Annotated in this window: 13 protein-coding genes; 4 read left to right on the top strand and 9 right to left on the bottom strand. The window is 54.2% G+C overall.

Going from position 1 to position 12,239, the window contains the following annotated elements:
• Positions 1 to 189: 189 nt before the first annotated feature.
• From ACR0NM_RS15500 to ACR0NM_RS15485, 4 genes are read right to left on the bottom strand one after another with little or no spacing between them, the layout of a single operon-like run.
• Entirely contained in the window at positions 190 to 1,431 is a 1,242-nt protein-coding gene (locus ACR0NM_RS15500) for a dipeptidase (RefSeq protein WP_170626120.1), read from the bottom strand.
• 51 nt (positions 1,432 to 1,482) lie between these two features.
• Entirely contained in the window at positions 1,483 to 2,661 is a 1,179-nt protein-coding gene (locus ACR0NM_RS15495; protein WP_480615512.1) for a carbohydrate porin, read from the bottom strand.
• The gene (locus tag ACR0NM_RS15490; protein WP_480615510.1) at positions 2,658 to 3,422 is read right to left on the bottom strand and encodes a DUF3299 domain-containing protein; all 765 of its coding nucleotides are present in this window, start codon (positions 3,420 to 3,422) and stop codon (positions 2,658 to 2,660) included. Before ACR0NM_RS15490 ends, ACR0NM_RS15495 begins: the two co-directional genes overlap by 4 nt.
• A gap of 26 nt (positions 3,423 to 3,448) precedes the next feature.
• Positions 3,449 to 4,846 carry an amidohydrolase family protein gene (locus ACR0NM_RS15485; RefSeq protein WP_480615508.1) on the bottom strand — a complete coding sequence of 466 codons (1,398 nt, stop codon included), beginning with the start codon at positions 4,844 to 4,846 and terminating at the stop codon, positions 3,449 to 3,451.
• A gap of 139 nt (positions 4,847 to 4,985) precedes the next feature.
• Between ACR0NM_RS15485 and ACR0NM_RS15480 the strand changes: the two genes are divergently transcribed.
• The gene (locus tag ACR0NM_RS15480; protein ID WP_480615506.1) at positions 4,986 to 5,990 is read left to right on the top strand and encodes an AraC family transcriptional regulator; all 1,005 of its coding nucleotides are present in this window, start codon (positions 4,986 to 4,988) and stop codon (positions 5,988 to 5,990) included.
• A 111-nt stretch (positions 5,991 to 6,101) separates the two neighbouring features.
• Here ACR0NM_RS15480 and ACR0NM_RS15475 read toward each other — a convergent pair whose 3' ends face one another.
• Positions 6,102 to 6,437 (bottom strand): hypothetical protein, encoded by a 336-nt coding sequence (locus tag ACR0NM_RS15475; protein WP_170514092.1) that lies wholly within the window; start codon positions 6,435 to 6,437, stop codon positions 6,102 to 6,104.
• A 440-nt stretch (positions 6,438 to 6,877) separates the two neighbouring features.
• Between ACR0NM_RS15475 and ACR0NM_RS15470 the strand changes: the two genes are divergently transcribed.
• Positions 6,878 to 7,120: a TFIIB-type zinc ribbon-containing protein gene (locus ACR0NM_RS15470; protein WP_480615504.1), complete on the top strand. Its 243-nt coding sequence runs from the start codon at positions 6,878 to 6,880 to the stop codon at positions 7,118 to 7,120.
• 225 nt (positions 7,121 to 7,345) lie between these two features.
• Here ACR0NM_RS15470 and ACR0NM_RS15465 read toward each other — a convergent pair whose 3' ends face one another.
• From ACR0NM_RS15465 to ACR0NM_RS15450, 4 genes are all read right to left on the bottom strand, one after another.
• Positions 7,346 to 7,735 carry a PIN-like domain-containing protein gene (locus tag ACR0NM_RS15465; RefSeq protein WP_170408259.1) on the bottom strand — a complete coding sequence of 130 codons (390 nt, stop codon included), beginning with the start codon at positions 7,733 to 7,735 and terminating at the stop codon, positions 7,346 to 7,348.
• Complete coding sequence (locus ACR0NM_RS15460; protein ID WP_170408260.1) at positions 7,728 to 8,405, bottom strand: hypothetical protein; 678 nt, start codon at positions 8,403 to 8,405, stop codon at positions 7,728 to 7,730. Before ACR0NM_RS15460 ends, ACR0NM_RS15465 begins: the two co-directional genes overlap by 8 nt.
• A gap of 56 nt (positions 8,406 to 8,461) precedes the next feature.
• The gene (gene uvrB / locus ACR0NM_RS15455) at positions 8,462 to 10,648 is read right to left on the bottom strand and encodes an excinuclease ABC subunit UvrB (RefSeq protein WP_480615501.1); all 2,187 of its coding nucleotides are present in this window, start codon (positions 10,646 to 10,648) and stop codon (positions 8,462 to 8,464) included.
• Between the two features lie 77 nt (positions 10,649 to 10,725).
• A complete protein-coding gene (locus ACR0NM_RS15450; protein WP_480615499.1) occupies positions 10,726 to 11,196 on the bottom strand; it encodes an SRPBCC family protein in 471 nt (156 codons plus the stop codon).
• Between the two features lie 153 nt (positions 11,197 to 11,349).
• On the opposite strand from ACR0NM_RS15450, the gene ACR0NM_RS15445 reads away from it, so the two are divergent.
• Positions 11,350 to 11,661 (top strand): ETC complex I subunit, encoded by a 312-nt coding sequence (locus tag ACR0NM_RS15445; protein ID WP_170395965.1) that lies wholly within the window; start codon positions 11,350 to 11,352, stop codon positions 11,659 to 11,661.
• Between the two features lie 13 nt (positions 11,662 to 11,674).
• Positions 11,675 to 12,157 carry a GNAT family N-acetyltransferase gene (locus tag ACR0NM_RS15440; RefSeq protein ID WP_480615497.1) on the top strand — a complete coding sequence of 161 codons (483 nt, stop codon included), beginning with the start codon at positions 11,675 to 11,677 and terminating at the stop codon, positions 12,155 to 12,157.
• The last annotated feature ends 82 nt before the right edge of the window (positions 12,158 to 12,239 follow it).

Below are 12,239 nucleotides of genomic sequence, written 5' to 3'. Positions count from 1 at the left end.
AAATACCTACGTCGTTGCTGTAAAAGCCCGGCAGTTCAGGTCGCCGCAACATTAGGCTAATCCGTTCATGCGAACGTCCGCTAAGAGCTAAACTCGGTCATTCGCAACCGATCGTAAAAACGTCCGCTTTGGGACCGGACGAGAATTTACGGCACATTTTTTGGGAGGGTAGAGGCAAGCTCCAGACGGTTACCGTGAATAGAATCCATCACGAAGTTCTTGCCTCAGGCGCAAACGCTCAGGGTATTCTTTCATGAATTGTTCGGGTGGTTTGCCTTCCCAAACTTGCGCATAAACCCGCATCTTGTTGCCGCCATAGATCTTTGCAAGGTCCTCGTTTGAATAGCCCCGCGCCCAAAGGTCATCGGTTATCGCCGCAAGGATTTTGGCGAGTTCGCCGTTGCCGGTAGCCCCTTTGTTGAACGCGTCGATCATGTAGCCGCCATCATCGTACATACTCGCATTGTCAGTCGCCCACTGCACGACGAGTTCAAGTGAGAACATGTCATCCGTTGCGATTCCGACATGGTCAACTCCTACAAGTCGGACGTAATAGTCGATCATGTCAGCGGCCTGCTTGGGTGAGATATCTTCAGGCCAGACGCCGTCCATCATCCATTCAGTGAAGGTCGGAGAAATGTAGCCGCCCGATTTGGCCGCGCGCAGCGCCTCGTCGTCGGGAATGGCACGATAACACCCGCGCAGCGTCGCATTCGGTTCATTCGCGTAAAGACCAGCAGGGACAGAGTGCGTGTAAACATAAGGCACACCGGGATAGGTCTCATCCATGTAGTCCATTGCGTCATTGGCCGTTTTTGAGCCAGTATGGCTCAGGTCCAGCAGGATACCGAACCTCACCATTTCATCGATGACCGACTTCCCCCAAGGGGTCAGACCAATATCGCGCCCGTTGTAGGCCGCCAATTGTCCTGAACCTGTGCGGAAGATGTCATTGTAGGCCAGGATCATACTCTTGATCCCCATATCCTTGAGCACCGCCATCTTCTTAAGGTCGCCGTCCAGGATCGTAGCCGTTTGGCTGTTCCAGATGACCGCCGTTTTGCCTTGTAAATGGGCAGCTTCGATATCGCGGGTTTCATTCACAATCAGGTAGTTTTCCGGTTGCTGCGCCATGGCCGCACGGAAGTGGTAATGCTGATCCAGAAAGGTTTCGAAAGACATATCTGCAGCAGCCAGCGTCATTTCGTGCCCTGTGATACCGTTCTCGCGAGCACGCTCAAAGTATGTGTGAAGCTGCTCGTCTTCGGTCCAGCCGGTGCCGTGGGGGCTGGCCAACATGCCAAGGACAATTGCGTCCTGCACAAATTGCTTCGCCTCATCTGACGCTTCCCAAGTCTTGCTTTCCTCGCTGGCGTTCAATGCGCCCCCAATAGCAATCGCTATGGCACCTAGGGCTAACAAGGTCTTCATGTCCGAACCTCCCAATCTACTTTGCTTTTTGGTTGCCACTCTCGAACCACCTCAGAAAACGATCCGGGTTCTTAGACCGAACAGCATAATGCTATCCTGCGTGGGGTTCAGCAGCGGGTCAGATATGAACTGCAGTGATGGCGTGATCTGCAGCCCGGGTGATATTGAAAAACGATAGAATGCTTCGAGCGTGAACTGATCACCGTCTATGTCCCTTGCCTCGGCCCAGTTCAGTCCCAGCCCGGCAAGATCGGTATTACGACCGTAATATCCCAGACCCGCAGAAACGGACCGATCATAAAGCGCCGCTGTCCCTTTTGAGGCCCCTGCCCTGAAGAATGGCATCCATTTATTGCCAACAAACCACGCCGCTGAAAACGCGGCCCCATAGTCTTCGGGGCGGCTGCCATCGTCGGCTGAATCCGCGTGCCAAAGGGTCAGGTGGATATTGTCAAAGTAGATGCGATCAAAGCCGGAGGTGTAACCAAGCTCGAGTGACTTGAAGAGATTGCCATCGCTAAACACATCAAAGTTTGGATCAGACGGGTCGGCGTTTGCATCTGAGATGCTCGCAACAGCGTAGAAGTTTTCGCTCAGCTTTACTCCACCGGCAATGCCAAGGCCTTGATTGGGTGTGTTAATAGTCGGATTGGTATTGAAAGACAGGTTTTGGAAACCACTGTATGGGCTGACCAACCCATAAATGTCCACAAAGTCCGTTACATCAATCTGCCCGACTTGCAGCGTCCACGCGCCGTTCTCGGCCCTTTGCGTCCAGAATAGATTGGTCAGCAGCAAACCATTATCGTTGAAGGCTGTCCCAGTGATCGAAAGTGCTCCGCCATCCAGCCCAAGAAACTGTAGGGCAACATCAGTGTAACTGTGCCGATCTTCGATCTTGAATGTCAAAGAGCCGCGTTCAGTTGCCTGCCAACTACCGTAAAAACGCGCAATTCCGCTTGCCGCTTCGCCGGTTCCAAGATCAGCATTCGTGGATTGGCCCAATGCCAAGTAGTCAATATTGAAGCGAAAACCGTCCTCTGCCAGTCGGTCTTTCCACTGAAACCAACCTGGTGCGATATTGCGTGGAAAATCGGTACGGTATTGCGGATCGGTTAGCCCATCGCCGGGCTCTAGATCAGCTTCAACTGAAGATGGTCCGGATAGTCCTTGGGCCGACGCTGCGCCAGCAAAGGCAATACTCAATGCGGCAAACAGAAGTCTTATCATTCAGACGTCTTTGCCCCGCTGGTCTTGCGAGCTCCCGCCGCCCGGATGCGATCGGCGGCGCGCTGCTTCCATTCCAGCCTGTCTGTTTCAGTTTCCAGTGTTTCGACGCGTTCCGTCTCTAACTGGAAAGTCGCATTCATAGGCATGAGGCCGTCCACAACCATCATATTCTGAACAGAAGGATCGATAGTCAGCGTGCCCGTCAGCCGAACGGGTTCGTGGAAATAGCTGGGCGTCCAGTCTCCATTAAGCCGTACACGGATCATTTGGTTGGGCGGAGGTGGAGGCATGTGACTGCACATCCCTCTTTCTGGCACCAAATACGCCACAGGCCGACCATCCGGATCACTCGGAGCAGGAATGGCAAAGCCCGCGAGTGTGATTGTTTGACCGTCGAATTGCGGATTTCCGTTTGTACCAGCCTTTCTTCGACGTTCTGTTACGACCTCTCGCTGATCGAGTAGCCAGTCGACATCAATACCATCTGCCACCAAGGCATCCTCAGTCTCGGTCAGAAGCTCTTGCCATTTCTGCCTTTCTTCATCGCTACCAGATTCCCGCTGCAATCTGCCGCGCAGCCTTACGACGTAAAGAACATCGTCGAACTGTTCAGCGCTAAGTTCGCGATAGGGGTCTTCAAAGACCTGCGCGGACGGGTCAGGCAGGTCAGACCAGTCTAACGCGGTTCCTGGCGTCGCCATGACCGGATGAGCACACCAAACCAACCCTGCGAATACTATGGAGCGGAAGCAATGTCGCATAAATACTCTCCGGCTGTTCAGACAGGTCAATCCAGCGTGTTTTTGTAGATGACGCCGTCCTTCATGATCAGGCGGATCGTATCTGGGCTTTCAGGCCTCGGGTCGGCACCGAACCATTGATCTCCCGTGCCAACAACCGAGAAGTCTTCAAGTGGGTTACCATCGATGAGCAGGATATCCGCATAAGCTCCTTCCTCGATAACGCCCAGTTTTCCGGCGGTATACGGGTTCATAAAGTCACCTGACAAAGCGACCACCTCACCACCCGTCGATGTCAGCGTCACCATCGACGTGTAGGGTCCAAAAAACTCATTGTTCAGGTGCTTCTCGTAGGCAATCTGTATATTGCAGGCCTCGACCGAACCAACACAGTCAGTCTGGAACCCTCGCTTCACCGGGCATTCCTTCATGTTGTCGATGTAGCCCGCAAATGTGGCCGAGGCGGACTTTGCTTTGGCAAGGCTCGACGGGACGTTTGCCACTGCCGGGATATCGAGCAATCCGGGATCGAAGGCCGTCAGGTTGGTCGTAATATATGCGCCTTTTTCATTCATGACTTGGGCAATTTCACAGTCAAACGAGAAGCCGTGTTCGATCGACATCACACCCGCGTCTAGCGCACTCAGGATTGCTTCCTTCCGATAGGAATGCGCCATGACATAGCTGCCATACTCATTTGCCACCTGTACCGCGGCTTTGATTTCCTCAGGCGATCCAGCCAGCAACTGCCACGGATCGAAGGCCGAAACGACGCCACCAGATTGCATGAACTTCAACTGCGTCGCGCCCATGCGGAAATTGTTGCGTGCGAACTTGTAAACGTCATCAACACCGCTAATTTCCTGTGCCAAGTTCAGCCTGCTCATGTTTGTTTCAGACCCGGGCGGTGCGGTGAAATTCGCGAAATCAGCGTGACCACCTCGCGTTCCGATAAATGCACCAGATGGAAAATAACGCGGGCCGTCAATTTGTCCCGAGTCAATTGCGCGACGTAACCCGCCATTGGCCCCACCCGCATCCCTGACTGTGGTAAAGCCCTGCATCAAATACATCTCGGCCATCCGTGCACCGTGTATGGCAAAGTCCTCCCACGTTGTGTTGGCCTCCATCGCAGGTAACGTCGGCCCCATCAGCATGAGGTGCGCGTGCAGTTCAATAAACCCGGGGGTCAGTGTCCGTCCCTCTCCGTCAATGACCGTAGCGTTGGGGGCATCGATCGCATCGGTTGATACGGCCTTAATCAGGTTGCCCTCGACCAATACGCTGACATTCTCGATACGCTGCTCATTCACGCCATCGAAGACATGCACATTGGTAAACAGCGTTTGGGGCTCTTCTTGATCCTGAGCCTGCGCGGACGTTGAAAAAGAAAGAGCTGCAGCGACAATTACCGTCGAGCAAAGGGACATTCGTAGACCGGACATAAGTACTCCCTTCATATTCGTGTTTTGCAAACTGTAGTCCGGAAAATCTTGGCTCGGTTGCCACTTTCGAATTAGGATGTTCGAATGTGATTGAAAAAATGGCCACTTCTTAAAACTAATCCAGACAAGGGTGACGAGCTTGCCTTTCAACTCCACCTCTCAAGAGCATAGCGAGGGCTTTATTCGCCTCTCCTTAGCTGCTCCGTTCCTGCAATATCTCACCGAACGTAAGATCAATCCGCAACCAGCATTGGATCAGGTCGGCCTGAAAGCCGAACTGTTTTCTGACCCAGCCGTGTTCGTGCACTCAGAGTTGGTCTATGGTTTGGTAAATGCCTTCTCAGAAGTATCAGGGGATCGATACCTTGGACTGAAAGTAGGGGAGACGTTTGACCTGCAAGAGTGGCCTCCGTTCGCTCAGGCCCTGCAATCGACAAAGACGCTGTTCGAGTTCTTTACCCGTTTCGTGGGGCTTGTACCGCAGGAATCCAATTCTGTGCGACACAGCCTTGTCGTAGAAGCGGACAAAGCGACTTATCGAATCGAAAGACAACAAGAGCCTACTGTACCGCCGATTCAGGTGACCGGTTTTGGTGCCGCAATCTATGTACGCCTATTGCAGACCGTCGTCGGAGATGCCTGGGATTCTTCTCGTGTGCGATGGGAAAGCAGATACATCAACGGACTACCTATCGATTACAAAGGGATCGAGGTCGGCCTTGGGACCGATCCCGGAATGCAGATTAGTTTCCCTGTAGAATGGTTGTTTTTGCACCATATCTCTGAGGGCTCTGCCAAGCCCATCGCCTCACCGCGACAAGATGAAGAAGTAACCGTAGTAGCTGCTTTGCGATCTGTTTTACGCGATAAGCTGGATGAAACCGATTTGGGACCAGAGGTGGTGGCTGGATTGTTGGGAATACAGCCGGAACGGTTTCTTAAGGCGCTTCAGCAGCAAGGCACAACGCTGCCCCGCGAAATCAAACGGCTGCGTGTCGATGTCGCCAAGGAACACCTCGGAGAAGACAAAATGACAATAGCTGAGATCGGTCTGATGCTCGGCTACTCCGACAAATCCCATTTCACACGCTTTTTCAGGGGCCAGACCGGAATGACACCGACCAAGTTCCGCCTGGGTTCGTAATTATGTTGCAAATGCTTGGATCAGCTGTGCGAACTTGATCTCGGAACAAAAGCAAAGGCGCGACCAGACTGCCGTCTCGACCGCGCCTTAAATCATTCTATTCGAACGCCATTATTGGCCCGTGGTCTCTACGCACGTTCCCTTGCCCCATCCGGACTTGCTGCCAGAGGCAGAGTAATCAAACGTGCCCTTCTCAGGGTGAACGTTATAATTCAGCGTGTAATCCTCACCGACATACAGATAGGTCAGGGTGTCGAGACCGGGAAACACATCCACATCCTTGTCGATATCCCCGATCGTGATGTGGCCCTTCTGCTGGCCATCATACTTCACAAGCCGAGCGGCCATTTCCGGGTGTTCCGCATCCGGTGCCTCACATTCAAACACCCGCTCCTCAGCGACTGCGGCTGCGGGCAATAGGGCAAGAAGAAGAGCTGCCTTTTTCATTGATTTCCAATCTGTATTCGATCTGTTGCACTGCGGCGGCTATTGACGATTTTGGGCGGAATTTTGTCCAAACTCGGGTCGTTCTGCGGTCTCGTTACACGCATCTCGTTAGACCAATTCACGTTTGGGTTTCGCCTGCGTTTTGAGGTGAGCCCTAAGCACATTTCTATCGCGTTTTAGGGAGTATCCAACCCAGCATTGAGGGCTCGAAGACAGAGACAATGGGTCTATGCACCCATCAGCTGCTGAGAAATTTCTTAGGGTTCGTCATGGCAACCATTTGGAACCTCAATTTGTGAATTCCAATGCTGAAGAGTGCAGCGCGGGACCGGGTCAACTCTGCCCTACAGCTTTGCCCATAGAGGGACGTGCGGTCGCAGTAGGGTGAAAAACCCTGCGCGCGCTCCCATCTGTTCAGGACAGAAAAAGGAGAGCGTCTGATGCAATGTCCGATTGATGGAACTCAGCTGGTAATCACCGAACGGTGCGGGGTTGAGATTGATTATTGCCCGCAATGTCGTGGCGTGTGGCTGGACCGTGGAGAGCTGGACAAAATCATTGATCGCTCTGCCGACCATACGCCGCCGCCACCGCCGCAGCGGGGTTATGATGACCGATCTGATCACGGATACCGGAAAAAGAAGAAACGCGGCGGCTTTCTGGACGAGCTTTTTGATTTTTAGGACGTTTCAACAACCCATCACATTGTGACGGAGTCCGTGCGGTCTGATGTAGAGTCTCAGCTACGGCAGAGCGCACCAGTGGATCGAACATTAGCTTTCATGCGTACAGGGCAGGGTGTTGGGGTTCGTCATGGCAACCGTTTGGAATCACAATTTGTGATTTCAAACGTGGAGGAGAGGGCGCTGGGCTGCAAGGGTGGAGTGTTGCTACACTAACGCCGAATTTCACAAGGATTTAAACTTCGACCTGTTTTCAGGTAGTTGAAACAGTCCGCTTTTTACCGTGGATCGTTGCAGGAGAATTTTATCCCAGTGCCACAAAATTGCAGCGGCTTGTTCTCCGACTTTTTTCTTTTGCAATGATGGGGCGAGGTAAAATGCCACGACATTATTCCTCAAAATAGCAGCTCTTTCGGCTTTCTTTTTACTATTTTGAAGGTCTTTTGAAACAACGATCCAATCGCTGCCAAGCCTATTGAAGTAATCAATGTCAGAGATGTTCTTCGGGAAAATATCCCGCAGTGCGCAGGCCTCGTGACTATCGACTTTGATCAGTTCATGAAGCGACCGAGCGATGCAGGGTGGCATGTTATGATCAAAAAGTACTTTAACCATTTGCCTCGTCTAAGCTGCGCTCAAACTTAATGCACTTGCGAATAAGTTTTTCCGGAATTTCGTAAATCTTCGAAAGATAGTTTGTGTCGTTAAACTCACCAAATTCTTTGTAAATTGTGCCCGTCGAAATTCCGAACTCATCTAAAATTGGATCGCCAAAATGACGCGTTGGGTCCAAGACTACATCGACGTGATTTCGCGGTCGCCACCTTGCTACTACTTCTCCCTCGTACTCGAGGTCATTTAGAGACTGTGAAATGATGTCCTTAAAGACCTTTTGACCGGGTCTTTTTTTCGAAAGGCTTACGTATTCACCGTCATTTTCAATCGCTTCCATAAGAATTTCGGAGCCATCAGTTTTGAACGATTGAGACGCCAGTGGTCTCTCAATGCCAAACTTGTCTTGGGCGAACGAAATCGCAAATCGGATGGATTGTAGAGATATGTTTGCGTTTCGCATCGCGGCAACAACACGGACTTCAATTAAGTCCAAAAAACTAATCTCGGTAATGTCATCATCCAAGAACTGATAATGTGCATTCCAAAGCGGTAGGTGGGGGCCACTGCCGCGTGTCCAACGCAGGACCTGCTGCACATTGGTTCCAACCAATCGTGCTGCTTCCCTAGGTGTATAAACACCCTGTCCTAGTATCGCGTGGTCAAGCGGCATCAGTGTCCTCCTGTAGCCTATCTAGCTCGGAAATCGCTACAGGGGAATCCGGTAAATTATCTTTTCCTTCTCTTCACATTCCCACCCCGCCGTCCCGGCCGCCCAGCCGTCGACCGTCCACGCGATTTCACGGCGTCTTCCGAGGCTTTCTCGACCGCCCATTGGCGCGCCATGGGGTCGTCGGCGACGGCCAGATCGACCGCTTCCAGACGTTTGATCTCATCCCGGATGTTGGCGGCTTCTTCGAATTCAAGATTCTCGGCGGCCTTGCGCATCTGGTCGCGCAGCCCGTCCAAGTGCGCTTCCAAATTCGCGCCGTGCATCGGTTTGTCGATGGTGGCGGTGACGCGGTTCATGTCGACATCGCCTTCGTAGAGACCGGCCAGAACGTCCTCGACGTTTTTCTTCACGGTCTCAGGCGTGATGCCGTGTTCTTCGTTATAGGCGAGCTGTTTGGCGCGGCGGCGGTTGGTTTCGCCCAAGGCGCGCTCCATCGAGCCGGTGATCTTGTCGGCATACATGATCACTCGGCCATCTGCGTTCCGCGCAGCGCGACCGATGGTCTGGATCAGTGAGGTTTCCGAGCGCAGGAAACCCTCTTTATCCGCGTCCAGAATGGCGACCAGCCCGCATTCTGGGATGTCGAGCCCTTCGCGCAGCAGATTGATGCCGACCAGCACGTCGAATGCGCCAAGCCGCAGGTCGCGCAAGATTTCGATGCGTTCCAGCGTGTCGATATCCGAGTGCATGTAGCGCACTTTGATGCCCTGTTCGTGCAGGTATTCGGTCAGGTCCTCGGCCATGCGTTTGGTCAGCGTGGTGACTAGCGTGCGGAATCCGTTGGCGGCCACCTTGCGCACCTCGTCCAGCAGGTCGTCCACCTGCATCGAGACGGGTCGGATTTCGACCTCGGGGTCCAAGAGGCCGGTGGGGCGGATGACCTGTTCGGTGAAGACGCCTCCAGTCTGTTCGATCTCCCACTTCGCCGGGGTGGCCGAGACAAAGACGGATTGCGGGCGCATGGCGTCCCATTCCTCGAACTTCAGCGGGCGATTGTCCATGCAGGATGGCAGGCGGAACCCGTGTTCCGCCAGCGTGAACTTGCGCCGATAGTCGCCCCGGTACATGCCGCCGATCTGCGGGACGCTGACATGGGACTCGTCGGCGAAGACAATCGCGTTGTCCGGAATGAATTCGAACAGGGTCGGGGGCGGTTCGCCCGGCGCGCGACCCGTGAGGTAGCGCGAATAGTTCTCGATTCCGTTACAAACGCCGGTGGCTTCGAGCATTTCCAGATCGAAGTTCGTACGCTGTTCCAGCCTTTGAGCTTCCAGCAGCTTGCCCTCGCCAACCAGCTGATCCAACCGGATGCGGAGTTCCTTTTTGATCCCAATGATCGCTTGATTCATCGTTGGCTTCGGCGTGACGTAGTGCGAATTCGCATAGACCCGCACCTGCTCCATCGTTGCCGCGCGTTCGCCGGTCAGCGGGTCGAACTCGGTGATGGTTTCCAGTTCCTCGCCGAAGAACGAGAATTTCCAAGCACGGTCCTCAAGGTGGGCCGGCCAGATTTCCAGGGAATCGCCACGCACCCGGAAGGACCCGCGCTGGAAAGCCTGATCGTTGCGGCGGTACTGTTGGGCAACCAGATCAGCCATCACCTGCCTCTGGTCATACTCATGACCCACCTTCAGATCCTGTGTCATCGCTCCATAGGTCTCGACCGAACCGATACCGTAGATGCACGAGACCGAGGCGACGATGATCACGTCATCGCGTTCCAGCAGCGCCCGCGTGGCCGAGTGACGCATCCGGTCGATCTGTTCGTTGATCTGCGATTCTTTCTCGATGTACGTGTCCGACCGCGGCACATAGGCTTCTGGCTGGTAATAGTCGTAATAGGAAACGAAATACTCGACCGAGTTCTCTGGGAAGAAGCCCTTGAATTCCCCGTACAGCTGCGCTGCCAGCGTCTTATTTGGCGCCAGGATGATCGCAGGCCGCTGCGTTTCTTCAATCACCTTGGCCATGGTGAAGGTCTTGCCCGTCCCGGTCGCACCCAGCAGGACCTGATCTCGCTCACCATCATTCACACCGCCTGCCAGCTCTTTAATCGCCGTCGGCTGGTCGCCAGCCGGGGCGAACTCGGTGTGCATGACGAACTGCTTGCCGCCCTCCAGTTTCAGGCGCGCGCGCACGTCGTCTGCGGTCAGTTGAGTCTTGTCGGAATGGGCATAAGGCATGGGCGGGCTCCGGGTCAGGCCCCTACATTTGTTCTTATTTTGTCCATCTGCAAGGGCTGATCTGGATTCATTTTCAGCTAAGCGGTCCGGGGTTGGGCGTCGGGGTGCGTTTGAACCTTCGCCGCCAAGGCCGATAGGTTCTCGGCCAGTACGCAACCCATCATCATCTTCAACAGGGTTTGTCCCATTAACCAGCCCAACGGTCCATATTTCATACGAAAATCCATACTCCAGATAACACGGCTGCGCGTGTCGGACAGCGGTGTGATGGCAATCGCCGCCTGTGCTTCGCGCAGAGGCATCGCCATCTGCGACAACCGCACGGTGTAGCCGCGGTCAACCTGCCAATCCGTCACCTCTTCGACCAATGATGTGCCGTTCGCGAAGTGACACCGGCGCTGTGACCCAACACCATCCGATCCGGCAGTCAAAGCATCAACCGATGTCACCTGCGGGGCAAACTCATCGATATGCATAAAGCGGCGGAGGATGGCCCAAATCTCATTGGGTCGGGCGTTGATGTCGAGGTGGCGTTCTTGGTGAAGCATCCTGCTGTCCTTATAAGTCTGCGCGCTTTCTACCCCGAACTAATGACAATACCTGTCATTAGGCAGTCCATGCGACCCGCGACAATTGTCATCTTGTCCCGGCGCGCGCTCTGACGCATAAACAAGCCCACCAAGTGAGTACGGAGAGGCGACATGCGCGCACGGATTTACCAGCCTTCGCGAAACGCGATGACCTCGGGGATGGCCAAAACCCGCAAATGGGTTCTGGAATACGCCCCGGCTTCTGCGCGTGAGGTCGATCCGCTGATGGGCTGGACATCGTCCAATGACACCCAAACGCAGGTGCGTCTGAAGTTCGATACCAAGGAAGAGGCGCTGGACTATGCCAAAGACAACGGTATCGACGCGCAGGTATGCGAGCCGCACAAGCGCAAACCGAACCTGCGGGCGCGCGGCTATGGTGAGAATTTCGCCACTGACCGGCGCGCTCCCTGGACCCACTGACAAGGCCCAGTGAATGATCGACATCCGCCAAGCAGACCCCGGCGCCAAGGATCTGCGCCCGATCATTCAAGCGCATCTCGCCCATAGCTGGGACGCGACACCGCAAACCTCAAATCATACGCTGGACATTGATGCCCTGCGCGAGCCGCGCATTCGCTTTTGGGCTATTTATGAGGCGGGTAAGCCCTTGGGTTGTGGTGCGCTTAAGGCGCTGCCGGATGGCACTGCCGAAGTTAAATCGGTGCACGTGGTTGCTGCTGCGCGCGGCCGAGGATTGGCGCGTGTGATCATGAACCATCTTGCCGATCTGGCCCGAGCCGAGGGCGTTTCCGCACTTGTCCTGGAAACTGGCGCAAATCATCTCTCGGAATATGACGCAGCACGCAAGCTATATGAAACATTGGGATATTCCTATTGCGGTCCGATCTACGGCTATAACGCCGATCCAAACAGCGCGTTTATGCGGTTGGACCTTACGTCCAGCCCAAAACGCTGAGGGAAAAGCTGAAAGCACCCGCTTGGTGCAGTCTGACCGACCGCTTTGAATTCAGATATAAGGGCCGTACCCTTGCCCCGTT

The organism is Ruegeria sp. AF2 (assembly GCF_056542025.1).
Note: the sequence above shows the minus strand (reverse complement) of the source record. Positions and strands in the feature narration are given on the sequence as shown.